The following is a 25,286-nucleotide window of genomic DNA, read 5'->3' as shown; positions in this document are numbered from 1 at the left end:
TCCGGGCGAGGTACCTGGTCGACGCCCACTCGCACAACCAGGTCAACGGCATGCCGTTCAAGGCGGAACAGCTCGCCGCCGCGCTCAAGGAGGCCCTCCATGCCCACTGAGGCCCTGTCCCTGATACCGAGGAGCGAAGTCTCCCTGGCCGCACGGGACTTCAAGTCCGACCAGGAGGTGCGCTGGTGCCCGGGCTGCGGTGACTACGCGATCCTCGCCGCCGTCCAGGGCTTCATGCCCGAACTGGGCCTGGCCAGGGAGAACATCGTCTTCGTCTCCGGCATCGGCTGCTCCTCCCGTTTCCCGTACTACATGAACACCTACGGGATGCACTCCATCCACGGCCGCGCCCCCGCCATCGCCACCGGCCTCGCCTCCTCCCGCCGCGACCTGAGCGTCTGGGTCGTCACCGGGGACGGCGACGCCCTGTCCATCGGCGGCAACCACCTCATCCACGCCCTGCGCCGCAACGTCAACCTCAAGATCCTGCTCTTCAACAACCGGATCTACGGCCTCACCAAGGGCCAGTACTCCCCCACCTCCGAGGTCGGCAAGATCACCAAGTCGACCCCGATGGGGTCGCTGGACGCCCCGTTCAACCCGGTGTCCCTGGCGCTCGGCGCGGAGGCCTCCTTCGTCGCCCGCACCATCGACTCCGACCGCAAACACCTCACCGAGGTCCTCCGCCAGGCCGCCGACCACCCCGGCACCGCCCTGATCGAGATCTACCAGAACTGCAACATCTTCAACGACGGCGCCTACGACGCCCTCAAGGACAAGCAGCAGGCCCAGGAAGCCGTCATCCGGCTCGAACACGGGCAGCCGATCCGCTTCGGCACCGACCGGTCCAAGGGCGTCGTACGCGACCGGCACACCGGCGAGCTGCGGGTCGTCGCCGTCACCCCGGAGAACGAGGCCGACGTGCTGGTGCACGACGCGCACTCCGCGTCGCCCGCCACCGCCTTCGCCCTCTCCCGGCTGGCCGACCCGCAGACCCTGCACCACACCCCCATCGGCGTCTTCCGCGACGTCGAACGGGCCGTCTACGACACGCAGATGGCCGCACAGCTCGAAACCGCCATCGAACTGCACGGCAAGGGCGAGCTCGCCCGTCTGCTCGCCGGCAACGACACCTGGACCGTGGGGAGTTCCTCATGACGTACGTGATCGCCCAACCCTGTGTCGACCTCAAGGACAAGGCCTGCATCGACGAATGCCCCGTCGACTGCATCTACGAGGGTCCGCGCAAGATGTACATCAACCCCGACGAATGCGTGGACTGCGGCGCCTGTGAGCCCGTCTGCCCGGTCGAGGCGATCTTCTACGAAGACACGGTGCCGGACGAGTTCGCGCAGTACACCTCCGTGGACCGCGAGTTCTTCACGGCCGACCCGTCGCCCGGCGGAGCCAGCTCGGCCGGCGCCTACGAGACCGACCACCCCGTGGTGGAGCGCGAGCCCGTGCGGAGCGCGGGGTGAGGGCCCCTTCAGCGGCTCTTCCCTGATCCTTCAGCGGGGTGCGGCACAGTGGTCGGGACCGTAGAGGATCCGGCCCCCCACCCCAATGCGCACCGTGCGCCGGGCCGTTCGAGGAACGGCCCGGAAACCACCGCAGAGGACTCCCCATGGACACCCTTCCCGCACCCTCGTCGTCATTTCTCGGGCCGTTCCACCTGGTGCACAAGCCGGACAACCCGGAGACGTTTCTCCTCGACGCGGGTGCGCCCTCGCGCCAGCACTTCGTGTTCGCGGCGGAACTCGCCGACGAGCACGTGCTGTTCGGCGCGACCTCCGCGTCCCACCACGACCTGCTGGTCCCCGTCGAGGCGCTGCGGCAGGCGGCGATGTTCGCGGCCCGGCGCTACTTCCGCGTGCCCGAGAAGCGGCTGACCGTGGTCGCGGCCGCCGGCACGGAGATCACGGACGTCGCCCCGTGGCGGCGCACCGGGCAGGTGTCGCAGATCGCGCTCGAACTCTCCCTCACCCCGACCGACGTGGTCCTCGGGGTGCCCCGCGGCCTGACCTGCAAGGCGGCCGTGTCGATCGACGGGCGGCGCTGCGGGTCGGCGGACGCGCGGCTGGTCTTCCTGACGCCCGGGATCTACCGCGGCCACCGTGAGACGGGCCGGCGGCAGAGCGAGGAGAGCCTCGCCCGGGGCCTCGGGGACGTCGACTCGCCCGGCATGCCCGAGCCGGCGCGGGTGGGGCACCGGGACGGGCGGCACGTGCTGGTGGGGCTGCCGGTCGAGGACGGCGACGAGGCCCTGCTGTTCCCGGTGAACGCGGCCGCGGCCCGTGAGGTGCTGCCGGGCGAGCCGGACGAGCTCCCGGCGATCCTGTTCCTGGAGGCCTCGCGGCAGGCCGCCCTGATCGCCGCCGCCGAGCTGCACGGCTTCGCGCCGGGCCGTACCCTGCTCACCCGCTGGGGGGCCTCGTTCCGCGGCTTCGCCGAGCCGGGGCTGCCGCTGTTCTGCACCGTGCGTGGCGCGGGGGCGGACGGCGGGCAGACGGGTGCGGCGCGGGACGCGGCCGGGCGGCCGCGCGCGGAGCTGCGGCTCGCGTTCCTCCAGGGGGAGCGCGAGGTGGCCGACGTATCGGTGTCCGTGCTTCAGGACTGCTAGGCCGTCATGCGATTCCGAGTGCTGGGACCCGTACGGGTTTTGCCGCACACCCCGTCCGCCGCGAAGCCGCGCGCGGTACTGGCCACCCTGCTGATGCACACCAACAAGGTGGTCGCCACCCATACCCTGATCGACGAGCTGTGGGCGGCCGAGCCGCCGCGCACGGCCACCACCACCCTTCAGGTGTACGTCTCCCAGGTGCGCAAGGTGCTGCTGGAGGGCGAGCCGGACGGGCAGCAGCCGCTGCTGACCCGGGCGCCCGGCTACCTGCTGCGCGTCAGCCCCGACGACCTCGACCTCACGGTGTTCGAGGCGCTGCGCGAGGCGGGGCGCGCCGCGTACGCCCGGCGGGAGTACGAGGAGGCGTCCCGGCGGCTGAACGGGGCCCTGGAGCTGTGGACGGGCCCCGCGCTGTCCGGCATTCCGCACGGACCCACCCTCCAGACCTCGGCGATCAGGCTCGACGAACTGCGCGCGGAGGTGCTGGAACAGCGCATCGCGGCGGATCTGCACCTGGGACGCCATCTCGAACTGGTGGGCGAGCTGATGGCGCTGACCCGGGAGCAGCCGCTGCGCGAGTCGTTGCACGGCCATCTGATGCTCGCCCTGTACCGGTCGGGCCGACAGCACGAGGCCCTGGAGGTGTACCGGCGGGCGCGGCGCGCGCTCGTCGACGAGCTGGGGGTGGAGCCGGCTCCGGTGCTGAGCCGGTTGCAGGAGCGGATTCTCGCCTCGGACCCGGCGCTCGCCTGGCGGCCGGACTTGGCCGAGGCCCCCGGCCTGGCGCCGAAGGGGTCCGCGCGGCCCGCCGAGCCGGCCGGGCCCGTGGTGCGGCTGCCCGCCGTGGTGTCCGACTTCACCGGGCGCGCGTCCGAACTGGACGTCGGCGAACGCTTCCTGTCCGGGCACGGTCCGGTCGGCAGTGTCAGCGGCGATGGCGGTGGCAGTGGCAGTGTCGGTGGCGGCGGCAGACCCGGCCCCAGCCCCAGCCCCAGCCGCGTGCTCGCCGTGTCCGGCAGGCCGGGGGCCGGCAAGACCGCGTTCGCGGTCCGGCTGGCGCACGGCGCGGCCTCCCTCTTCCCCGACGCCCGGATCCTGCTGACCCTGCGGGACGCGGGCGGCCGGGCCCTGCCCGCCGAGGCTGTCATGGCGGCGCTGCTGCGCAGGCTGGGCGCGCTGCCGGCGTCGGCGGGAGCGGGGCCCCGGCTGCCCGAGGCCGGTCCCGAACTGGCGGACCTGCTGCACGGCCGTACCCAGGGTCGCAAGATGCTGTTCGTCCTGGACGACGCGGTCTCCGAGGCCCAGGTACGGCCGGTGCTGTCCGTGCTGTCCGACAACACCGTCATCCTGACCAGCCGGCACGCGCTGGGGGCGCTGGAGGGCGTACAGCATCTCGTCCTGGACGTGCTGAGCCCCGCGGACGCCGAGCGGCTGCTGCTGGAGTGCGGGGGCCCCGCGATGCGCAGGGACCCGGCGGCGGCGGCCGAGATCGCGCGGCTGTGCGGCCATCTGCCGCTCGCGCTGCGGGTGGCCGCGGCGGGCCTCGCGGCCCGGCCGCACTGGACGGCCGGGGGCCTCGTGGAGCGGCTCGCCGACGAGCGCGGCCGGCTGGAGACGCTCAGGCTCGGGGATCTCGACGTACGGAGCAGCCTGCTGGCCGCGTACCGGGACGTGGGCGAGGAGAACCGGCACGCCTTCCGCATCCTGGGGCTCGCCCCGCTGCCCGACTTCGCGCTGTGGGCGGCCGCCGCGCTGCTGGCGACGGACCCGCCGGAGGCCGAGCGCCACCTGGAGGAGCTGGTGCACGCCCGGCTGCTGGAGGTCAGCAGACGGACGGACCGGCTGACCCTGGTCCGCTACGGCTTCCACTCGCTGCTGCGCGGGCTCGCGCTGGACGTGCTGGCCGAGGAGTCGCCCCAGCAGGTGCCGGCCGCGACCGAACGGCTGTGCCGCGCGTACCTCACCCTCGCCCGGCAGGGCGACGCGCTGCTCGCCCCGGGCCGCGACCTCCTGGTGCACGGCTCCGGGCCGTCGGCCGGGGCGGACCCCGACCCGCTGGTCGCCCGGGCACCGCTGCGCTGGTTCCAGGAGGAGTCGGCCGGTCTGCTGGAGACGGTGCGTCAGGCGCACCGGGCACGGCTGTGGCAGCTGTGCTGCGCGCTGGCGTCCGCGACGGCGGGGTACTACGAGGCGAACGCACTGTGGGACGAGTGGGAGGAGAGCCACGAACTCGCCCTCGACGCGGCCCGCGAGGCCGGTGACCCGCTCGCGGAGGCCGTGCTCCTGCGTTCGCTGGGCGATCTGGCCTGGCAGCGGCACCATCCGTCGGCGGCGATCGGCAACTACCGGCTCGCGTGGCAGCTGTTCACCGGCGCCGGGGACCGGGTCGGCGCGGGCCGTTGCCTGACCGGCGAGGCGGACGTCCTGCTCGGGCAGGGGCGCGTCGCCCGGGCCGAGCGCGGCTACGCCCGCGCGCTGTCGGCCGCCCGCATGGAGGGTGACGCCCGGGGTGAGGCGGACGCGGAGCGCGGCCTGGCCCTCGTCGCGCAGCGGGAGGGCCGCCTGCAGGAAGCGCTGGGGAGGCTGGCGGCCTGCGAGTCCGCGGCGCTGCGCGCGGGCGACGAACGCTGGCGCGAGTACGCGGCCCGCCGCACGGCCACGCTCCCCGCGGAGCCGGACCCGTCCACCGGCCGGTCCCTCTCCTCCGGCCCGCTGGAAGTCCGGCCCGGCGTCTGGCTGTTCCCCCTCCCGCACCGCGCCCCGGACCTCCCCCGCTGACCTTCCCGCCCCTCGACGGACGGGCACGACAGGGCAGACCAAGCGGCACCGCGGCGGACAGCGAACCCGGAATCCCGACAAGCGGCACCCCGGCCGACCCGGCGGCACGGCGGCACGGCGGCACGGCGGCACGGCGGCACGGCGGCACGGCGGCACGGGCGAACGACGGCGAGCGGCGCCCGGCCGGCCTCGGACACCGACGGCGAGCGGGCCGGCGCGAGTCCCAGGGGCCCACGGCGAGCACGGCGCCCAGCCAGGGCAGGCCCGGGCAACCCCGGTGAACGGCAGCCGGGCGGGTCCGAGCCTCCCGGGCAGGCGGCAGCCAGGCGAGATCGGGCATCCCCGGGCGGGCGGCAGCCGGGCGGAACCCGGCATCCCCAACGGCAGCCGGGCGGGTCCGAGCCTCCCGGGCAGGCGGCAGCCAGGCGAGATCGGGCATCCCCGGTGAGCGCCATCCGGACGGAACCCGGCATCCCCGGTGCACGGCAGCCAGGCGGGACCAGACATCCCCGGGCAGGCGGCAGCCAGGCGAGATCGGGCATCCCCGGTGAGCGCCATCCGAGCGGAACCCGGCATCCCCGGTGGGCGCCACCCGGGCAGCCGGGCGGGAAGGAAGGCTCGGGGGTGGGCCCTCGGACGCGGGCGGGATGTCAGCCCGGCGCCCGAGGGGCCTAGGCGGACTTCGCGGGGCGGAGGGTCTGCGTGGCCGGGGGGCTGGGGGTGCGGGTGCGCAGGAGGCGGCGCCACTGTTCGGGACTGTAGGCGGCCGGTTCCGTCGTGGCCATGAAGTCCCGCAGGACCGCCTCGAAGCGCTGCGGGTCGCTGCGGAACGGGAAGTGGCCCGCGTCCTCGAAGATCTCCAGCCGGCTGCCGGGCATCGCCACGTGCCCGAGGCCCGCGTGGGTGGCCGGGATCACCTGGTCGCGGCCGCCCCAGACCAGCATCGTCGGCATGCCCTGGGCCAGATAGCAGCGGTCCAGCATGGTGCCGACCTGGCCGTGCCAGTCGACGACGGCACGCAGTGTGCGGATGAACGCGCTGCGCGCGGTCGCGTCGGGCAGCGCGTCGACCACCCGCAGCAGGTCCACGGCGTCCACGCCGAGCCCGGTGTCGAAGAGTTGCAGCGCCTTGACCAGCGCGCCCAGATGCCAGCCCATCGTGGGCAGCCGCAACGCGCTCAGCAGCAGTTCGGCGCCCGGCAGGGTGGCCGCCCGCAGCAGCGGGGTGACCTGGCGGCTGATGCCGCCGGTGGCGACCAGCACCAGCCGCTCGCAGCGCTCCGGGAACTGGTACGCGAACTGCATCGCCACCGCCCCGCCCAGCGAGTGCCCGACCAGGGTGACCCGCTCGATGCCGAGGACTCCGAGCAGGTCCCGCATGCCGTTGGCGTACGCCGGCAGGGAGTAGTCGGCGCGGGGCTTGTCGGAGGCGCCGTGGCCGAGCAGGTCGGGGGCGATGACCCGGTAGCTGCGGGCGAGGCCCGGCATGACGTCGCGCCAGGTGTCGGAGGAGTCCCCGATGCCGTGGATCAGCAGGATGGCCCGGCCCTTGCCCGCCATGCGGAAGGCCCGCCGGTAGCCGTGCACCGTGCGGTGGCGGAGCCGGATCGGCATGGTCACGAGGTTCAGGCCCCCTTGTGCTTGCGGTGGATGCGGGGCGCGCGGTGGTGGCTCGTGCCCGGGTCGGCGGACGGGCGCGGGAACGCGACCACGGACAGGTGGTGCACGGTCGTCAGGTCGCTCTCGGTGATGCCGAGCGAGGCGAGGGACTGCCACGGTCGCACGGCTGCGGTGCCTTTCCGGAACACGGACGTGTCGCTCATGACGGCCTCCGGCTGAGGGGAGTCGAGGTGTGCGGCCGGGAGGCGCCCCGGCTGGTGAACCTGAGGTGCAGCAGGCTGGCGAACAGCCAGCGGCGCATCGCCCCGAGGTGGGCGGGCGAGCCGTGGACGTCGTCGAATAGCTTGAACCGTACGTCGGGCAGCGCGCGCCGCAGCAGGGCCTGGTCCCGGGCGGGGATGATCTCGTCCCGGGCGCTGGCGACGTACCGCACGGGGATGCGGATGCCGGCGAGCAGCTTCTGGCCGAGGGCGAACTCCGGCAGCAGCGCGCGCAGTTCCGTCTCGTCGGCGCTGCCGGTCAGCCGGGTCAGGGTGTCGACGGTGATCCGGGGGACGCGCGGCCACCAGGCCTCGTCCTCGAAGAAGTCGGCGACCGGCGCGCCGACGGTGAGCACGCGCCGGATGCGCGGGTCCTCGGCGGCCGCGCGCAGGGCCAGGTGGCCGCTGAAGCTGAGCGCGAGCATCGAGGTGTTGCTGACGTCCGCGCGGGTGGCGAGCCGGTCCAGCAGCGCGCTGAGGGTGTGCCAGGAGTCGGGGCGGTAGGGGGCGGTGTTCTCGCCGACTCCGGGCAGCTCGGTGACGACGGCGGCGAAGCCCAGCTTGCGCAGCAGCGGCAGCAGCGGCGCCCACTGTTCCTTCACGCTGACGATGCCGCCGGAGACGATCAGCAGCGGCTTGTCCCGGTCGAGCCCGGCGGCCCAGCAGGCGTAGCTGGAGCCGTCGGGGTGGGTGAACTCGAGCCGTTCGATGCCGCTCCGGCCGCCGCGCCAGGCGTCGAACGTGGAGACGCCGAGCCGCTGGGCGTGCCGGCGGTCCTCGTCGGCGGGGTAGGGGAAGCGGGCGAGGGCGTAGTGGCGGCAGGCGTCCAGGAGGTCGCCGCGGTCGGCCGCGGCGCGGCCCTCGGCGGTCCAGACGGCGGCCCAGGAGTCGGGGTCGCCCGGGGTGTCGTTGGTGATCCGGCCCAGCACCTCGGCGGTGTGGTCGGCGGTCATGCCCTGGCCGCGGGCGTGCAGCCGGGCGAATTCCTTGAGTTCTTCGAGGTGGTTCATCACGTACCCGTCCCGTTCGTTGCCGTCAGTGGATGGCGCCGTCGGGGCGGCGCGTGCCGTAGCCGAACGCCCGGTCGGCGGCGATGTGCACGGTCCAGCCGAGCCCGGCCAGCAGCACCTGGCGGGAGCCGGTCAGCACCCCGCCGGCCAGCAGGGCGGCGGCGACGCGCGGGTCGTGCAGCCGGTTGTAGAGGTCGACGTTGTCCGGGGGCAGGATGCCCGGGGCCGTCGGAGGCAGCTTCGAGGGGCGCAGGAACACCAGGTCGGGTGCGACGAGCGAGGCCCAGAAGGTCCAGGTGACGGCGCCGCCGAGGGCGATTCCGGTGCCGAGCGCGGCGACCGCGGTGGCGGCGCTCAGGGCCCGGCCGGCGGGGGTGCGCCAGGTCCAGCGGTCGGCCGGCGGGGGCACGGCCGGGCGGGCGGCGGCGGGTCGGGGTTGATCGGTGCCGGGCCCGACTGCCCGGAGCACGGCCTGCATTGGCTTCTCCTCTCCGTGGGCGCGGCGCGCGCCCGCGTCGGGGGCCGCTGCGGTGCCCGCAGCCCCGGTGAGGTGGTGGCTTTCGGCCAGTGTCCCGGCCCTTGCTAGTGCGGCACTTGTACGAACCCGCCTCGCGCTAGTGCGTCACTTGTACGAGCGGACGGCCGCCCCCCGACCCTGACCACTGGTCGGCGAACGGCCGTCCCACAACCTCACCACTCGTCGGTCAACGGCCGTCCCCCGACCTTGACCACTCGTCAGTCAACGGCCGTCCCGCGACCCTGACCACCCGTCGGCGGACAACCGCCCCGCAACCCTCACCACCGGTCGGTGAACGGCCGTCCCGCAACCCTCACCACCAGTCGTCCGACCCGTCGTCCCCCCCTTCGTCGCTGCCGAGGACCTCGGAGAGCGCGTCCATGATGCTGATGTCGAGGGCGGTGCCGGCGGCGGTCTCGGCGGTGGTGCCGAAACCGGCGTCGCCCACCGCCACGCTGACGGTGTAGCTCTCTCCGACGTCGATGCCGTACGTGCCGAAGGTCCACTCGCCGGTGGTGCCGGGAGTGCCGTCGGGGCGCAGCAGCTCCGTCGGGGTGCCGTCGGAGCGGAACCCGAAGTCGGTGAAGCGGAACTGCATGCCGAGCCCGATCGCCTTGCTGTAGGCCTCCTTCAGCGTCCACAGCCTGACCAGCGCCGGGTCGCGCCGGTCGTCGGGCAGCGCCTCGATCTCGGCCACCTCGTGCGGGGTGCACATGTGCCGGCCGAGGCCCGGCCCGTACAGCTTGCGGTCGCTGCGTTCGGCGTCGACGCCGATCACGCCGCCGGTGGCCAGCCCGACCAGCAGCAGTTCGTCGGTGTGGCTGAGGCTGATGTGCACACCGTCGTAACCGCGCAGGTAGGGCCGGCCGCTGCCGGCGTACCCGAGTTCGACCGTCCGCGGCGGCACGTCGAGGACTTTCGCGGCGGCGAACTTGAGCAGGATCCGGGACGAGGCGAAGCGGGTCCGCACGTCCGGGTGGGTGAGTTCCAGGAAGCGGCCCCAGTCGCGGCCCAGGAGGGCACGCAGCCGCGGCCCTCCCGCCCGTTCGGGACGCCAGTCGTCCACCCGGGCGTAGAGGACCGCGCTCGCGTGCCGGTCCAGGTCAGCGTGTACTCGGCTCCAGTCCCCGCCGGGTCCCGTGATCGCGATCGGCTCCCCGAGGGTCCTGCCCGGGGTCTGCGGGGTCGTGGTGTTCCTCCCAGGAGGCGTCATCGCAGGCTTCCATGGTGTGTCGGAGGTCGGTGAGCAGCTCGGCCGCGGCCGCGCCGTCGATGACCCGATGGTCGAACGTGAGACCGAGCCGCATGACGGGCGCCGCCCTGACGGCTCCGTCGCGGACGACGGCACGCTCGGCGATGCGGCCCGCGCACAGGGTGACGGCGGTGCCGCCGGCCGAGTGGAAACCGTCGACGGTGGAGTGACCGAGCGAGCTCACCGATACCGTGCCGAACACGCCCGGCCGTTTGCGCGGATCGCGCAGCGCGGCCGCGAAGCCGAGCCGGCCGAGCAGCACCGGAAGCCCTCCGAGGGCCCTGACCCCCTTGAACTCCGGTAACTGGGCGGCTTCTTCGCCGCGGTAGCGGTCGACCCGGTCCTGGATCTCCCGCAGGGACGCGGTCTCCAGCCGCGGCACCAGCGCGGACAGCACGGTCCGTTCGCCCTCGACCGGCCGGTCCAGGGCGAGCTTGGCGGTGACGCTGTCGTACCGGACGATCCGCGGTGCGCGCAGCAGGCCGGGCCAGCCGGGCGCCATCACGGCGTTGGCCTCCGGGTGCCGGGCGAGGGCGCGGCCGGCCGCGTGGAGCAGGTACGTGACGACCGAGTACCGCTCGCCCCGGGCGCGGGCCGCGGCCCGGTGCTCCTGGACCCGCGTCATGTCGACGTCGGTGTCCAGGTGCACCGGGCGCTGGCTCGCCGACCACTCCAGGAAGTAGAGGGTGTGCCGGCGACGGCGTTCGACGACCGTGTGGGAGCCGGTCACGGCCCGACCGCCACGTCGTGGATCGCCTTGAGACTGCGGGCCTCCAGCACCTTGCCGACCGAGACCTTGCGGCCGGTGGCCAGTTCCAGGGCCGTGACCAGCTTGAGCAGGTACAGCGAGTCCCAGTCGGGCAGTTCGTCGAAGTCGACGGCGATCTGCTCCGGTTCGATGTCCAGGCCGATCTCGTCACGGACGAGGGCGATGAAGTCGTCCACGCTCAGCACGGCCGTCGGGCTGTCGCTCATATCTTCTCCAGGGCGAAACCGGCTTTGATCCACTTGCTGGACTCGACGGCGACGGCGAGCGCCTTGTGGCCGGCGTCCATCCGTCCGAGCAGCTTCTCGATCTGCAGGAAGGGCAGGGCGTTTCCGTTGTTGCCGGTGTCGGCGACGCAGGAGATCTCCTCGGCGGTGGGCACGCCGAGCTCCTCGGTGATGCGCCGGGTCATCCGGCCGGACAGCTGGGGCGGGAGCAGGAAGTCGAGGTCATCGGCCTCCCACTCGAGCTCGCCGAGGAGTTCCCACAGGATCTCGACGGCCATGACGGGCACGCGCTCCTCGATGGCCTTGTAGTCCTCGGTGAGGGCCTGCCGGTCGTCGTACCGGTCGGCCAGCCCGAACCACTCGATGACCTGGCCGGCCTTGCGTCCGAGGCCGGTGAACCGGTTGAGGACGTGGCGCATGGCGACGCGCTCGCCCACGGGTTCGCCGGACAGGACGGCGGCCCCCGCACCGTCGCCGAAGAGCACGAAGTTGACCAGGTCGCTGGGTGCGGCGCCGGACAGGTCGCGCTGGAGGTCGAGGTGCTTGCTGCACACGTCGCCGCCGATGACGAGCCCGCTGCGGTACTGGCCGGAGGCGATCAGGGACTGGCCGACGGCGAGCGCCTGGATGGCGCCGGCGCAGCCGGACTGGAGCTGGAAGGTGGGGACCTGGTCGAGGCCGAGCTGGTCGGCGACCTGGTTGACGGTCGCGGGCATCAGCGTGTCGGGGGTGGCGGAGCCGAGCACGATGAACTCGACGTCCGAGGCGTCGACCCCGGGCGCGGCGAGCGCCCGCTCGGCGGCCTGGGCGCACAGGTCGGCGAGCGACCAGCGGATGGTGCCGGTGCCGAGGTCGCGGGCGAAGTGCCGGGTCCTGGTGCCGATGAAGACCTCGATCCACTCCTCGTTGACGCCCAGCACCTTCGCGAGGGCACCGTTGTCGACCGGGTCGCCGGGCAGCGAGGTGCCGACCGAGGCGATGTGTGTGGTGGTCGTACTCATGCCGTCCTCTCTTCCTGGGAGATGGGGGCGGTGCGGGCGGAGACGGTGACGCCGGACTCCTGCAGGAAGCCGGTCAGGTCGGCCACCGTGTTCAGCCGGGGCAGCAGGTCCTGGACGGTGATGTGGGCGATCCCGGTGACACGTTCGTCGAGCCGGTTCTTCAGCTCCATGATCATCACCGAGTCGAACCCGAGGTCCTCGTACAGCCGCTGGTCGGGGTTGACCTCGCCGCTCTCGTAGCCGCCGACCGCGGCGATCACCTCGATCACGGTGTCCGCGAGCGGGTCGCCGGGGGTGGTGCCCCGGCGGGATTCGAGGACGGCGACGTCGGCCGCGGCGCCGGACGGGGCGGCGGGCGCGGCGGGGGCGAGGACGGGGGCCGGGACGGTGGAGTCCTGGGGTCCGGAGGCCGACGGGATCCGGCCGGCCCAGTAGCGGTGCTCGTCCGAGAAGACGTACGGCACGAGCGGCTGCGGGACCCGCTCGGCGGCGGGGTAGGCCGCGGTCCAGCGCGGTTCGGCCCCGCCCCGGTACAGCTCCGCGACCGCGTCGGCCAGGTCCCGGCCGCCGGCCTCGGGGCCGCGCACCGGCAGCACATGGGCGGGGGACGCGGGCTCGGCGCGCCGGCCGAGGCGCTCCGCCACCGCGTCGGCCAGCTCCCGGCCGCCGTCCTCGCCGTCACGCACCGGCACCACATGGGCGGCGGACGCGGGCACGGCGCGGCGGCCGAGTCGGCGCACCATGCCGGACAGCACGGGCTGGGGGCCGATCTCCACCAGGTGCGTGGGGGCGGCGTCGAGCAGTGCCTCCGTCGCGTCCTGGAACAGCACGGTCGCGCCGATGTGCTCGATCCAGTAGGCGGCGTCCATCGCCTCCCCGTCGAGGACGCGGCCGCGCACGGTCGAGTAGACGGGTATCTCGGGCACCCCGCCGCCCACTTCGGAGGCGACCAGGGCGAATCGTTCCAGCATCGGCCGCATCAGCGGGGAGTGGAAGGCGTGCGAGACGGTCAGCCGGCGGGTGGTGAGCCCGCGTTCGGTGAGTTCCTCCTCGATCTCGCCGAGGACACCGAGGTCGCCGGAGAGCACGGTGGCCTGGGGCCCGTTGACCGCCGCGACACCGACCAGGGGCTCGTCGGCGACGAGCGGCCGCACCTCGTCGAGGGACGCGCGCACGGACAGCATGCCGCCGCCCTCGGGGAGTTCCTGCATCAGCTCGCCGCGGGTGGCGATCAGCCGGGCCGCGCCGTCCAGGGTGAGCGCCCCGGCGAGGGTCGCCGCCGCGTACTCGCCGACGCTGTGGCCGAGCAGCAGCTGCGGCTCGATGCCGAGTTCGACGAGGGTGCGGCCGAGGGCGTAGCCGACGGCGAACAGGGCGGGCTGGGTCCACCGGGTGAGGTGCACGTCCTCGTCCCCGCCGAGGACGAGATCACGTATGGACCGTCCGGTGTACGGCAGCAGGGCCTGGTCGGCCTCGTCGAAGAAGCCCTGGTACAGCGCCGAGTCGCGGTACAGGCCGGCGGTCATGCCGGGGTACTGCGACCCCTGTCCGGTGAACAGGAAGGCGGTGCGGGGCCGTCCGGCGGGCGACGCGGTGAGCCGGGCGAGCAGGTCCGGGTCGTCGGCCGCCTCCCGCAGCCGGGCGGCGAGTTCGGCGGTGTCGGCGGCCGGGACGGCGAACCGGTAGCGGTGGCCGGTCTTGACCTGGTTGCTGGACCAGCTCAGCGCCTGGGCGGACACGCGCCGGGAGCCGACCGCCGCGGCCTGTGCGGCGAGGTTGCGGCGCAGCGCCTGGGCGCCGGGCGCGCTGACGGTGAACACACCGCAGCCGATGCCGCCGTCGGACTCGGCCCCGGCCGGGGCGGGCCGGGCGGCCGCGGGTGGGGCGCTCTCCAGGACGGCGTGGGCGTTGGTGCCGCCCATGCCGAAGCTGCTGAGCCCGGCGAGCACCGGCGCGGAGGGCAGCCTCAGCGGTGCCTTGAGCAGCCGGATGCCGTGCTCCTTGAGCTTCAGGCCCGGGTTCTCCTTGGTGGCGAACCGGCTGGCGGGCACGACCCGGTTGTGCAGGGACAGGGCGACCTTGATGAGCCCGGCGATGCCGGCCGCGCCCTCGGTGTGGCCGATGTTGCCCTTGACCGAGCCGACCGCCAGCGGCTTGCCGGTGCGGTCGGCGTGGTGGTGGCCGAGCGCCCGCACCTCCATCATGTCGCCGAGCGCCGTGCCGGTGCCGTGCGCCTCGGTGAACACCACCTCGGAGGGCTCCACGCCGGCCCGCCGGTAGGCGGCGGCGAGGACGTCCTGCTGGGCCCAGCGGTTGGGCGCGGTCAGGCCGTTGCTGCGGCCGTCCTGGTTGACGGCGGTGCCGCGGATCACCGCGTACACCCGCTGCCCGTCGGCGAGCGCGTCCTTGAGCCGGCGCAGTACGACGACGCCGACGCCCTCGCCGCGGCCGATGCCGTCGGCGTCCGCGCTGAACGGCTTGCAGCGGCCGTCGGGCGCGGACAGGCCGGCCTGGGTGTAGAAGATGGAAAGGGCGGGGGTGACGGCGACGTTGACGCCGCCGGCGAGGGCGGTGTCGCACTCACCGGAGAGCAGCGCGTTCGCCGCGAGGTGCACCGCGACCAGCGAGGACGAGCAGGCCGTGTCCACGGCGAGGCTCGGCCCCTTGAGGTCCATGTGGTACGACACCCGGTTCGCGGTCATGCAGTAGCCGTTGCCGGAGCCGACCTGGGCGGTGACCCTGGCGTAGTCGGTCAGGTGCAGCTGCGCCCACTCGTTGCCCATGATGCCGATGAAGACGCCGGTGGAGGTTCCGGACAGCTTCTGCGGGGACAGGCCGGCGTCCTCGACGGCCCGCCAGGAGCACTGCAGCAGCAGCCGCTGCTGGGGGTCCATGGCGGCCGCCTCGCGCGGCGAGATGGTGAAGAACTCGTTGTCGAATGCGTCGGGGTCGCTGATGAACCCGCCCTCGAGGGTGTTGGAGTGCCCCTCGGCGCCGGTGGCGGAGTGGAAGTCCGCCGCGTTCCAGCGCTGTTCGGGCACCTTCCCCACGCCGTCCGCTGAGCGCATCAGCAGGTCCCAGTAGGCGCCCGTGTCGGGCGCCCCCGGGAATCTGCAGTCGATGCCGACGATGGCGATCGGTTCCATCAGGCACTGCCGCCTTCCGCGGCCGCGAACTCCTTGAGCAGGTGGTCCGCGAGCGCCTGCACGGTCGGGTAGTCCCAGGCGGCGGTCGGCTCGAGGATGAAGTCGAAGTCCTCCTCGATGTCGCCGCACAGGCTGAACGCCGCGACCGAGTCGAGGCCGTACTCGGCCAGCGGGACGGTCGGGTCGATCTCGGCGGGCTGCCGCTTGAGGTAGAGAGCGATGCGCTCGGCCAGCCACGTGGTGAGCGACTCGGCGGTGTGTCCGGTGGTCGGAAGAGGCATGGTGTGCTCCTGGCGAGGGTCGGTCGGGCGAGACGAGGGGGCGGGCGCGCAGCGCTGGTCCGTCACCCCGCGAGCGGTGTGTCGTACAGGTCGTAGCTCGTACGGTCGTGGAAGCGGCGCAGCACCTCTTCGTGCACCCGGCCTTCGACGGGCGCCGGCAGGTCGGGCGGGGTCTGGCCGAGGCGGCGCGCCAGGCGGTGCAGGGCGGCCGCCGCCCAGGCCGGGTCGGCGAGGAACGTGTCGTCGCCGCCGCGGGCCTGCTGCCACACGCCGATCACGGAGGCCGCGGCGAGCAGCACCGTGTAGCGGTCGGCGAGGGCGAAGGTCGCGGGGCTGGCGAGCGCGGTGCGGTCCTCGGGAGCCAGGCTGGAGCCCGCCTCCTGGAGCTGGCGCAGCTCGTCCATCATCTTCAGGGCGATGCCGTGCACGGCCCGCTCCTCGGGCGAGGAGCTGGGCAGTTCGTCGATGGCGGCGACGAGCGAGGCGCTCAGCCCGTCCTTCCCGCTGGCCAGGGTCAGCTCCCCGAACGGGATCTCCGGCAGGTCCTCGCGGAGCCGGAACAGGCTCGCGGGGGCCGGGTCCCCGGTGAACCAGGCGCGCCGGGCGAGCCGGGGCAGCTGGGGGATGATCGTGGCCTGGCAGGCGGCCGAGCCGGCGTGGCCGAGGCTGAGCACCGGCAGGTCGCGGATGTGCTTCTGGAAGATCCCGTACTCGCCCTCGCGGACGTAGAACCGGGCGCCCAGCACGATGGACAGCTCGTGCATGGCCTCGGTGAGCAGCTTGGGCACCAGGTACTTGGTGGCGGCCGCGTACACGCTGGTCTCGTCGGGCAGCAGGTGCACGGCCCGGGTCGCGGCCAGCGAGAGGCTGTCGCAGATCAGCAGGTCGAGGAAGGCGGCCGACAGGGTCGCCTTGGCGTGCGGGATGTCCATCACGGACTTGCGGTACAGCTGCCGGCCGAGCGCGAACCGTACGACGGTGCGCAGGCTGGTGTCGGTGGCGCCGAGCGCCATGCCGGGCACCGCGCTGCGGGTGATCTGGAAGGCGCGCAGCGCGAGTTCGACGCCCTTGCCGGTCTCGCCGACCAGCGCGGAGGCGGGCACCGGGGTGTCGTCGAAGTGGAGTCCGGACAGGTGGCAGCCGCGCACGCCGACGGTGTCGTACCGGGGCAGGACCCGGTAGGTGCCGGTGTCGAGGCCGGCGCGCTCGGCGAAGAGCACGGAGTGGCTGCGGCTGCCCGGGGCGGGGTTGGTGCGGCTGAACAGCACCCAGGCGGCGGCACGGTCGGCGTTGTTGATGACCTGCTTCTCGCCGCGCAGCAGGAAGCCGCCGTCGAGGTGCGGGCGGGCCTCGAACTCGTTGCGGACGAAGTCGTTGCCGTGGGCGAGCTCGTGGTAGGCCACCGAGACCTTGCCGCCGTCGAGGAGGATCCGGGCGAGCCGGGCCCGCTGCTCGGCGTCGCCCTCGGTCCACACGTTGACGCCGGCCATGAACGACGTGACGCCGTAGCCGAGGCCGAGGGTGACGTCGCGGCGGAACACCGGCCGCATCGCGCGCACCAGGGTGTCGATGCGCTCCAGGCGTCCGCCCTCGCGGCGCGGCACGAAGTCGGCGTTGAGCACGGCCTCGTCCAGGACCCGCTCCCCGGCCGGGGAGATCACCCCGGCCTCGTCGTCCTGGAGGAGCCGGGTGTAGGAGACCTCGTTCGTCTCGTCGGTCGGGTCGCCGAGCAGGTGCTCGAGTTCGGCGACGCGGTCCGCGACCCGTCCCTCCTGTCCGCGCTCCTCGTGGGTTCCGGGCGCCCCCTGCGGGGCCGCGTCGATCAGCATGACGTCCTCTCACTCTCACCGGCGGTGGCACCGGCGGTCTCGGGGCCGGGTCCCGCGGGGCCCGGCTGCGGCAGCAGCGAGAACAGCCGGCCGCCGTGGCGCGCCGCGCGCAGTTCGGCGAGCAGCGCTTCGTGGATCTCGGTCCGGTCGCCGGGGGCCTCGGGGCCGTCCGGCCGCTCGCCGAGCCGGCTGAGCACCCGGTCCAGCGCGGCCCGCAGCCACAGCCCGTCCCGCCACAGGCCCGCGGTGGCGCCCTGGGCGGCGTGCCCGGAGGTGCCGAGCCACAGGCCGAGGCAGGCCGCCCCGGCCCAGCAGAGGGTGTAGTGGCGGGCGGTCTCGAAGGCCTGCGGCGGCACGTCCGTCATGACGGGCGGGTAGCCGGCCATCTCCTCGTGAACGGCGGCGGTGACGTCCAGCAGCCGGTGCGCGGCCACCGCGGCCGGCGCGAGCGCCGGGTCGCGTTCGGCCAGCCGGTCGAGTTCCTCCACCCCGGCGGGCAGCGCGGCGAGCACGCCGCTGCCGGTGCGGGCGACCAGTGACAGCCGGGACGGGTCCAGCGGCGGCAGCTCGGCGCTCAGGTCGCAGGCGACGGCCGCGCCCTGGACGTCACCGGTGCCGCGCCGCCAGCCACGGGCCAGCGAACGGAACTGGTTGACCAGGGAGTTGAGGTTGACCAGGGTGTTGCCGTCGAACAGTCCGACGATCCGGTGGTCGCGCTCCAGCTTCTGGAAGCGGCCGTCGGCGTACACGCCCTTGAGGAAGGCGCGGGCGCCCAGGATCCGGGTCAGGCCGGTCAGCACCTCCTCGGTGCCGGTCGGCAGCAGGTACTTGGTGACCGCCGCGGTGACGCTCATCTCGGCGGTCTGGCTCTGCACGGCACGGCAGGCGACCAGGGCGACCGCCTCGTGCAGCAGGACGTCGGCGGCGCCCGCGGTGAGCAGCCTGCGGGCCTGCGGCAGGTCGATCAGCTTACGGCCGTACAGCTCGCGCTCCTCGGCGAAGTCCAGGCCGATGCGCAGCCCGTGGTCGCCGGCGCCCAGGGACAGCGCGGCACACATGGTGCGGGTGAGCTGGAGCGCCTTGATGACGGTCTCGATGCCGGCGCCCTCGGCGCCGACCAGCGCCTCGCGGGACACCCGGGCGCCCTCGAAGGCGATGCCGGAGATGTCGGCGCCGCGGATGCCGTGGGTGGGGATCTTGGGCAGGTGGCGGTAGGTGTGCTCGTCCAGTTCGCGCTTGTCGACGAGCAGCACGCTGAACCCGCGGGGGCCGCCCGCCGGGTCGGTGCGGGTGAGCAGGGACAGCAGGGAGCCCCGGGTCGCGTTGTTGATCAGCCACTTCTCCCCGCTGACCAGCCAGCCGCCCTCGGCCTCGGTGCCGTCGCCCACCCGCACCTCGCCGGCGAGCAGGTCGCTGCCGTGGGCGCGTTCGGTCAGGCCGAGCGAGACCGGCACCCCGGCGCGGATGTCCGCGCCGAGCCGCTCGGCCTGCTCCGCCGTGCCGGCGATCCACACGCAGACCCCGCCGAGGTAGGTCTTGCCGTGGCCGATGGCCACGGTCAGGTCGCGCCGGGCCACCGTGCGGATCAGCTGGAGCAGCTGCTCGTAGTCGCGCAGCCGCCCGCCGTGCTGGACGGGCACGTAGTAGTCGGCGAGTCCCCACTCCTCCATGCGGTGGCAGATTCCGGAGGGGAACTCCTCCTTCTCGTCCAGCTCCATGCAGTGTGCGTACGAGAACGCGTTGCTCGGGTCGGCGGGGTCCCCGAGGAAGCCGTCGAACTCGCCGGCCAGTCGGTACGGCGCATGCTCCATGTCAGACCACCGGTTCCAGAGGACGGTCGGTGGCGTCCGCGACCATCTCGCGGACGGCGGGCTCCAGCACCTCGTACAGCGGGGTGATCTCGCCCTTGAGGAACAGCTGGCGCATCAGGGTGCGCTGGATCTTGCCGCTGGTGGTCTTGCGTATGGTGCCGGGGCGCACCAGCAGCACGTTGCCGGCCGGGATGTTGAACTCCCGCCCGATCAGGGCCTGGACGCCGGTGGCGAGGGTGCGCAGGTCGGTGGTGACGGCGCTGGCCCGCACCTCCTGGACGACGATGAGGTGCTCCCGGTCGCTCTCCACGGCGAACACCGCGCCGGAGCCGATGCCGAACGCCTTGTCGGTGGACTGCACGGCCCGCTCGATGTCCTGCGGGTAGAGGTTGCGGCCGGCGAAGATGATCAGTTCCTTGAGGCGGCCGGTGACGTAGAGCTGGCCGTCCTCGAACACCCCGAGGTCGCCGGTGCGCAGCCAGCCGCCCGCGTCGGGCGTGCCGTCGGCGTCGACGATGGCGGCGTCGAAGATCTCCTTGTTGGTCAGCGGGCGCTTCCAGTAGCCGGAGGCGACGCTGTCGCCCTTGGCCCAGATCTCGCCGACGTGACCCTCGGGCTGCTCGCGGAACGACTCCGGGTCGACGATGCGCACGTCGAAGTCCTGCTCGCGGACGATGCCGCTGCTGACCAGGGTGCGCGACGGCGCGTCCTCGCGCGGGTCGGCCAGCTCGCCGCGCTCCAGGGCCTCGGCGTCGACGCCGAGGACCACGGGGCGGGTGCCGCGCTGGGTGCCGGAGACCAGGAGCGTGGTCTCGGCCATGCCGTAGCAGGGGAAGAACGCCTCGGGGCGGAAGCCGGCGGGGGCGAAGCGCTCGCTGAACGCGCGGACCGTCTCGGCCCGGATCGGCTCGGCGCCGTTGCACGCGGCCTTCCAGGAGGACAGGTCGAGCGTCTCGAGCTGCTCGTCGGTGACCCGGCGCAGGCACAGGTCGTAGGCGAAGTTGGGGCCGCCGCCGATGGTGACGCCGTAGTCGCCGATCATCTTCAGCCAGCGGTAGGGGCGCTTGAGGAAGGACACCGGGGCCATGAGCACACCGGCGCCGCCCAGGTAGAGGGGCTGCAGGATGTGCCCGATCAGGCCCATGTCGTGGTAGAAGGGCAGCCAGCCGCCGTAGCGGGAGGTGGTGTCGGAGCCGACCGAGCGCTGGATGGCCGCCTCGTTCGCCAGCAGGTTGAAGTGGGAGACCATCACGCCCTTGGGGTCGGACGTCGACCCGGACGTGTACTGGAGGAAGGCCAGGTTGTCCGGGCTGAGGTCCGGCTCCCGCCAGGCCGAGGCGTCCGCGAAGGCGGGGCCGTCGGTGGCCAGGCAGTGCACGTCCGACATGGACTCGGCGGCGAGCCAGGCGGAGATCTCGGGGGCGTTGTCGGAGTCGGTGAGCACGGCGCGGGCCTCGGCGTCGCGCAGGATGCCGGTGACCCGGGCGAACTGCCTGCCCTGTTCGGTCGGCAGCGGGGCGGGCACGGCGACCGCGCCTGCGTAGAGGCAGCCGACGAACGCCTTGATGAACTCCAGGCCCGACGGGTAGAGCAGCAGCACCTGGCCGCCGGCCGCGCCGCGCTCCTGGAGCCAGGCGCCGATGCGCCGGGCGTCCGCGTCCAGCTGCTCGTACGTCAGGTGGCGGGGCGTCGCGCCGCTCGTGTCGTCCGGCAGGAAGATGAAGGCGTCCTCGGTACCGAGCGCGCCCGCGCGCGCCAGAACCAGTTCCGTAAAGGTTCGAAAGCGTGTCAAGGTCGTTTCCTGGCCTTTCCGCGAGCGCCGGCGGGCACCGGCGGGGAATCGGACACGAGTCATGCTGCGCCGGGCGGCTAAGGGGACGCTTGTGCGGGTCCAAGTCACGCTGCGGCGCGCGGATTTGAGCAGGTAGCGTGGAGATCGGCCGCCCGGGGAAGGCTCGTGGGGGTTCTCGAAAGGAGCGCGGGTCAGTGCGCCGTATCTCGTGCGACATCCACATCCAGGCACGTCCGGAGCAGGTGTGGGCCGTCCTGACGGACTTCGACCGCTTCCACGAGTGGAATCCGTTCCTCGTGGAGGCGACCGGGCGGCCGCAGCCGGGCACGAGACTGTCCCTGCGCTTCCGGCTGCCGGACAGCGGCACGGAGATGGTGTTCAAGCCGACCGTGCTGACGAGCGAGCCGCACCGGGTGCTGCGCTGGCGGGGCCGGTTCGGCGTCAAGGGCATCTTCGACGGCCTGCACAGCTTCGAGCTGACGCCCGTCGACGGGGGCACCCATCTGGTGCAGATGGAGACGTTCACCGGGGTGCTGGTCCCGTTCACCCGCTCGGTCATCACGCAGAGCGACGTCGGCTTCCAGCGCCTGAACGAGGCGCTGAAGGAGCGCGTGGAGACCCTCGCCGCGGCCTGACCGTGGCGTCCTCCGGCGGGAAAAGGAGGAGCCTGCCGCCGGCTCCTGGGGGATGGAGAGCCGACGGCAGGCTGGTCTTCGAAAGGATCCGGCAGGGTCTGGGAGGCCGGGAGGGTCCGGAAGGATCCGGGAGGGTCCGGGAGGGACCGCCCGCTTCAGGCCTGGGCGGGTTCGAAGGTCAGGGTGAGGTGGCCGGGGACCTCGGGCAGGTCGGCCAGGTCGTGCGTGAAGCGCAGGGCGCCCTCGGGGGTCTCCTCCGTGACGCGGAAGCCGAGCGAGGGGTAGAAGTCGCGGACCTTGTGGTTCTTGGCGGTGGGCCGGTAGGCGGCCCGGACCTCGGTGACGCCGGTGTCCCGCGCGTGCCGCAGGAGGGTGGCGACGGTGCCCTGCTCGATGCCGCGGGCGAAGACCCGGCAGCTCAGCAGCATGTTGTCGATGGTCAGCACATCGCCCTCGCGGCGGGCGAACAGGGCGCCGACCACCCCGTTGTCCCCGAAGCGGTCCCGGCTGCGCACCGCGAGCACCAGGTGGGCGGGGTCATCGATGCGGGCCCGTACGTCGGCCTGCTGGAGGCGTTCGGTGGTGAGGTTGAACTGGTTGGTGCGCAGGGTGATCTGGGCGACCCGGGCCAGTTCGAGATCGCGCACGGTCGACACCTCAAGGCGTACGTCGAGCGCGGCCAGGTACTCCTCCATCGAACCGGTGTTCTCCAGCAGCTCCTGCCGGCCGGCCTCGGAGCGGTACTGTCCGGCGCGCCGGCGGTCCTCGGCGGTCAGCTCCCGCACGTCGAACCAGCCGTCGGCGAGCAGCCGCTCGACGTGCAGCGCGGGCTCCTCGTCGAGGCGTACGACGGCCACCTGGGGCAGTGAGGAGGCGACCAGCCCGCACTCGAAGGGCGAGTCGTCGGCGAAGACGAAGCTGTCGATGCCGAGGTTGAGCTTGGCCGCGATGTCGCGGAGGTTGCCGTCCTTGGGCTGCCAGTTGGCGTTGACGCGGACGAAGTCGGCCTCGCGCAGCACCATGTCGGGGTGGTCGCGCAGCACGGCGAGGACCGGCTCCTGGTCGTTCTTGCTGCTGACGGCGAGCAGGACGCCCTGGGAGCCGATCTGCTTGACGGTGCGCTGGAAGCGTCCGAAGGCCTCGCCGCGGTAGGTGGTGGCGGCGGCGATGCCGTCGGCGCCGTCGTCGCCGAGGATGCCGTCCCACAGGGTGTTGTCGAGGTCCACGACCAGGACCTTCTTGGCCTGGCCGCGCAGGGAGCGCAGCAGGTGGGCCACCTCGCGGGCGTACCGGGCGAGGAGGTCCTCGCCGAGGTGGACCTTGGCGTAGGCGGCGAGCCGGGTGTCACGCACCGGGCCGGTCTCGGCGACGAGCGGGGCGAGGTCGACCACGTGCAGCCGGGCGTGGCGGGCCATGAGCCGCAGCAGACCCGCGTTGAACTCGTACCAGGCGGCCGCCAGTTCCGCGCGGGAGCGGTGGTCGACCAGCTGCCGGGTGTGGCTGCTCAGCAGCGGCAGGGTGTTCAGCACCAGCGTGCCGGGGCCGTGCTCACCGTACTGGGCGGCCAGCCGGTCGATGAGCTCCAGCTTGGCGGTCAGGCCCCGGGAGACGTCCTCGGCGGTGAAGGGCAGCGGGAGTTCGTCGAAGATCTGCTGGCCGTCGAGCAGGCACAGCGCCAGCTCGGTGCCGGGGGCGTACAGGTCGCTGCCGGTGTCCTGGAGGTCGCGTTGCCAGGAGTCGTAGTCGCCGACGGTTGCGGTCAACGGGATGCCGTGCCGGGCGAGTTCGGCCGTGAGGGAGGGCACCAGGGTGTCGACGATGCCGTGTCCGGCGACGGCCACGGCGGCGGGCCGCACTCCCTCGTGCAGGGCGGTGATGTCCTTCGCCTGCTGCTTGGCGAGCAGCCGGCCCGCGCGGGCCAGGTCGGCGAACGCGGTCTCGCCCTGGGCGATCTCGGCCAGCAGTGCGGGTACGGACGGATACTCGGCGGCGATCCTGCCCTCGCGCTGGAGGCCGCGCAGCCGGTCCAGCGGCCCCTGGCGTTCTTCTGTGCTCGTCGTCGCTGCTGTGGTCACGGCCTCGTCGCCTCTCTGCCTGGTCGGGCGGATGGCCGCAAGCTTCACGCCGTTCCCTAAAGGGGGACTAGGGGCCGCTGCGGCCCTGGTGGCGGGGGTCTTCGCACGGCGTCACAGGCCGTCGCAAGGGCTCCTTTAGGCGGCGCGCGGACCATCGTCTGACCATGACGCTCAAGACTCCTCCGGAAAGGCAGCGTTGACGATGACAACTGAGCTGACCGCACAGGTGTGCGTGGTCGGAGGGGGCCCGGCGGGCCTCACGCTGGCCGTGGAGCTCGCCAAGCGCTCGGTGTCCGTGGTGGTCCTGGAGCAGAGCGGCCACTTCGACCGGTCGTTCCGCGGCGAGTCGGTCTCCCCCGACTCGGTGTGGCTGCTGGACCGGCTCGGGGTCCTGGACCGGCTGGACGGCGCCTACCAGCAGATGCACCACATGGAGATCGTGGACGCGGGCAGCAGGGTGCTCAGCGCCGACTTCACCCGCTTCCCGTACCCGCACCCCTACCCGGTGGAGCTGCCGCAGCCCGCGCTGCTGTCGGCGCTCGCCGACCTCGGCGAGGAGCACCCGGGGCACTTCACGCTGGTGCGCCGGGCGACGGCGACGGCCCTGGTCCGCGACTCCGCCGGCACGGTCACCGGGGTCACGGCGCGGACGCCGGACGGGGAACTCACCGTGAACGCGCGGCTGACGGTGGCCGCCGACGGACGGTTCAGCAAGGTCCGGGAGATGTCCGGGCTGTCGTACAACAAGATCCCGCTGGAGCGGGACGTGGTGTGGCTGAAGCTGCCCTTCCCGAAGGAGTGGGACGACCGTACGTACCGGATCCGGATCCATGGCGACCAGCACGGGCTCTTCATCCCCACCCACCCCGACAGCGTCCGGGTCGGCTTCAACATCCCCAAGGGCGGCCTGAAGGAGCTGCGGGCCAAGGGGCTGCCCGCGCTGTACGAGCGGCTGGACCGGCTCGCGCCCGAGCTGTCGGACGCCGTGCGCGCGGAGATACGCGCCTGGTCGGACACGTCCATGCTGGACATCTTCACCACGCTGGTGCCGCGCTGGTCCTGCCCCGGTCTGGTGCTCATGGGCGACTCGGCGCACACGCTCACGCCGATCCTCGGCCAGGGCGTCAACCACGCGATCATCGACGCGGTGACGCTGGCGCCGCTGGTGGAGCGGGCGTTCGCGGGCGGCGGCTCGGTGGCCTCGCTGAGCCGGGCGACCGAGGAGTTCCAGCGCTCCCGCGAGGAGTCGGTGAGCAAGTCCCGGGGCCTGCAGCTGCGCCAGGAGCGCCTGTTCGCGCTGCACGGTGTCGGCGGCGTCTTCCGGCGCACCCTGTACCGGGTGACGGACCGCAGCCAGTCGCTCAAGCAGCGGGTCCTGGCGGGCGCCTACTTCCAGCTGCAGAAGCCCGGCCCGCACGCCGTACGACCGCAGGCGCGGACGGCCTCCCACGCCTGACGACAGGGCCTGTCTTCCGGATCTTGCCGGGGTCGCGGGTCCGCCAGGAGGCTCGGTCGGCCGGAGCCGGCCTGATCCGGAAGACAGGCCCTACCCCGCACGACAGAGGCGGCGCCACCGGTAGAGGCTCGCGATGAACATCGGGATGGTGAACACCGGGTGGGTGATGACCCGCATGTACCGGCTGTGCAGCAGCGCCAGCAGCAGCTCC

At 73.2% G+C, this 25,286-nt stretch carries 20 protein-coding genes; 6 read left to right on the top strand and 14 right to left on the bottom strand.

Annotation, left to right across the window (positions count from 1 at the left end):
• Positions 1-99: 99 nt before the first annotated feature.
• From ABZ865_RS41595 to ABZ865_RS41580, 4 genes are all read left to right on the top strand, one after another.
• Positions 100-1,158 (top strand): 2-oxoacid:ferredoxin oxidoreductase subunit beta, encoded by a 1,059-nt coding sequence (locus ABZ865_RS41595; RefSeq protein ID WP_361242635.1) that lies wholly within the window; start codon positions 100-102, stop codon positions 1,156-1,158.
• Positions 1,155-1,478 (top strand): ferredoxin, encoded by a 324-nt coding sequence (gene fdxA / locus ABZ865_RS41590; protein ID WP_361242632.1) that lies wholly within the window; start codon positions 1,155-1,157, stop codon positions 1,476-1,478. The genes ABZ865_RS41595 and fdxA overlap by 4 nt, the downstream gene beginning before the upstream one ends.
• Positions 1,479-1,624: 146 nt before the next feature.
• A complete protein-coding gene (locus tag ABZ865_RS41585) occupies positions 1,625-2,620 on the top strand; it encodes an AfsA-related hotdog domain-containing protein (RefSeq protein WP_361242629.1) in 996 nt (331 codons plus the stop codon).
• 6 nt (positions 2,621-2,626) lie between these two features.
• Positions 2,627-5,398 carry a BTAD domain-containing putative transcriptional regulator gene (locus tag ABZ865_RS41580; RefSeq protein WP_361242626.1) on the top strand — a complete coding sequence of 924 codons (2,772 nt, stop codon included), beginning with the start codon at positions 2,627-2,629 and terminating at the stop codon, positions 5,396-5,398.
• 671 nt (positions 5,399-6,069) lie between these two features.
• Here the strand turns inward: ABZ865_RS41580 and ABZ865_RS41575 are convergent.
• The 13 genes from ABZ865_RS41575 to ABZ865_RS41515 form a co-directional block, all read right to left on the bottom strand.
• Positions 6,070-7,011, bottom strand: a complete 942-nt coding sequence (locus tag ABZ865_RS41575; protein ID WP_361242638.1) for an alpha/beta hydrolase — start codon at positions 7,009-7,011, stop codon at positions 6,070-6,072.
• 11 nt (positions 7,012-7,022) lie between these two features.
• A complete protein-coding gene (locus ABZ865_RS41570; RefSeq protein ID WP_361242623.1) occupies positions 7,023-7,220 on the bottom strand; it encodes a hypothetical protein in 198 nt (65 codons plus the stop codon).
• Positions 7,217-8,287: an alpha/beta fold hydrolase gene (locus ABZ865_RS41565; RefSeq protein WP_361242620.1), complete on the bottom strand. Its 1,071-nt coding sequence runs from the start codon at positions 8,285-8,287 to the stop codon at positions 7,217-7,219. The genes ABZ865_RS41570 and ABZ865_RS41565 overlap by 4 nt, the downstream gene beginning before the upstream one ends.
• A 25-nt stretch (positions 8,288-8,312) precedes the next feature.
• Positions 8,313-8,765, bottom strand: a complete 453-nt coding sequence (locus ABZ865_RS41560) for a DUF4260 family protein (protein ID WP_361242617.1) — start codon at positions 8,763-8,765, stop codon at positions 8,313-8,315.
• Positions 8,766-9,117: 352 nt separating this feature from the next.
• The gene (locus ABZ865_RS41555; protein WP_361242614.1) at positions 9,118-10,017 is read right to left on the bottom strand and encodes a 4'-phosphopantetheinyl transferase superfamily protein; all 900 of its coding nucleotides are present in this window, start codon (positions 10,015-10,017) and stop codon (positions 9,118-9,120) included.
• The gene (locus ABZ865_RS41550) at positions 9,908-10,786 is read right to left on the bottom strand and encodes a 2-oxo acid dehydrogenase subunit E2 (protein ID WP_361242611.1); all 879 of its coding nucleotides are present in this window, start codon (positions 10,784-10,786) and stop codon (positions 9,908-9,910) included. Before ABZ865_RS41550 ends, ABZ865_RS41555 begins: the two co-directional genes overlap by 110 nt.
• Positions 10,783-11,031: an acyl carrier protein gene (locus ABZ865_RS41545; RefSeq protein ID WP_361242608.1), complete on the bottom strand. Its 249-nt coding sequence runs from the start codon at positions 11,029-11,031 to the stop codon at positions 10,783-10,785. The genes ABZ865_RS41550 and ABZ865_RS41545 overlap by 4 nt, the downstream gene beginning before the upstream one ends.
• The gene (locus tag ABZ865_RS41540) at positions 11,028-12,050 is read right to left on the bottom strand and encodes a 3-oxoacyl-ACP synthase III family protein (RefSeq protein WP_361242605.1); all 1,023 of its coding nucleotides are present in this window, start codon (positions 12,048-12,050) and stop codon (positions 11,028-11,030) included. Before ABZ865_RS41540 ends, ABZ865_RS41545 begins: the two co-directional genes overlap by 4 nt.
• Positions 12,047-15,196, bottom strand: coding sequence for a beta-ketoacyl synthase N-terminal-like domain-containing protein (locus ABZ865_RS41535; RefSeq protein ID WP_361242602.1), 3,150 nt, complete (start codon positions 15,194-15,196; stop codon positions 12,047-12,049). The genes ABZ865_RS41540 and ABZ865_RS41535 overlap by 4 nt, the downstream gene beginning before the upstream one ends.
• Complete coding sequence (locus ABZ865_RS41530; protein ID WP_100826307.1) at positions 15,196-15,477, bottom strand: acyl carrier protein; 282 nt, start codon at positions 15,475-15,477, stop codon at positions 15,196-15,198. Before ABZ865_RS41530 ends, ABZ865_RS41535 begins: the two co-directional genes overlap by 1 nt.
• A 62-nt stretch (positions 15,478-15,539) precedes the next feature.
• Positions 15,540-17,306, bottom strand: coding sequence for an acyl-CoA dehydrogenase (locus ABZ865_RS41525; protein WP_361242598.1), 1,767 nt, complete (start codon positions 17,304-17,306; stop codon positions 15,540-15,542).
• Positions 17,300-19,117 (bottom strand): acyl-CoA dehydrogenase family protein, encoded by a 1,818-nt coding sequence (locus tag ABZ865_RS41520; protein ID WP_361242595.1) that lies wholly within the window; start codon positions 19,115-19,117, stop codon positions 17,300-17,302. Before ABZ865_RS41520 ends, ABZ865_RS41525 begins: the two co-directional genes overlap by 7 nt.
• A 1-nt stretch (position 19,118) precedes the next feature.
• Positions 19,119-20,909: a fatty acyl-AMP ligase gene (locus tag ABZ865_RS41515; RefSeq protein WP_361242593.1), complete on the bottom strand. Its 1,791-nt coding sequence runs from the start codon at positions 20,907-20,909 to the stop codon at positions 19,119-19,121.
• 194 nt (positions 20,910-21,103) lie between these two features.
• Between ABZ865_RS41515 and ABZ865_RS41510 the strand changes: the two genes are divergently transcribed.
• Entirely contained in the window at positions 21,104-21,544 is a 441-nt protein-coding gene (locus tag ABZ865_RS41510; protein ID WP_361242590.1) for an SRPBCC domain-containing protein, read from the top strand.
• 155 nt (positions 21,545-21,699) lie between these two features.
• Here ABZ865_RS41510 and ABZ865_RS41505 read toward each other — a convergent pair whose 3' ends face one another.
• A complete protein-coding gene (locus ABZ865_RS41505; RefSeq protein ID WP_361242587.1) occupies positions 21,700-23,619 on the bottom strand; it encodes an HAD-IIIC family phosphatase in 1,920 nt (639 codons plus the stop codon).
• Positions 23,620-23,821: 202 nt separating this feature from the next.
• On the opposite strand from ABZ865_RS41505, the gene ABZ865_RS41500 reads away from it, so the two are divergent.
• Entirely contained in the window at positions 23,822-25,075 is a 1,254-nt protein-coding gene (locus ABZ865_RS41500; RefSeq protein WP_361242584.1) for an FAD-dependent oxidoreductase, read from the top strand.
• The last annotated feature ends 211 nt before the right edge of the window (positions 25,076-25,286 follow it).

Source organism: Streptomyces sp. NPDC047085 (genome assembly GCF_040643735.1).
GTDB lineage: Bacteria > Actinomycetota > Actinomycetes > Streptomycetales > Streptomycetaceae > Streptomyces.
This window is presented reverse-complemented; position numbering and strand designations above follow the sequence as displayed.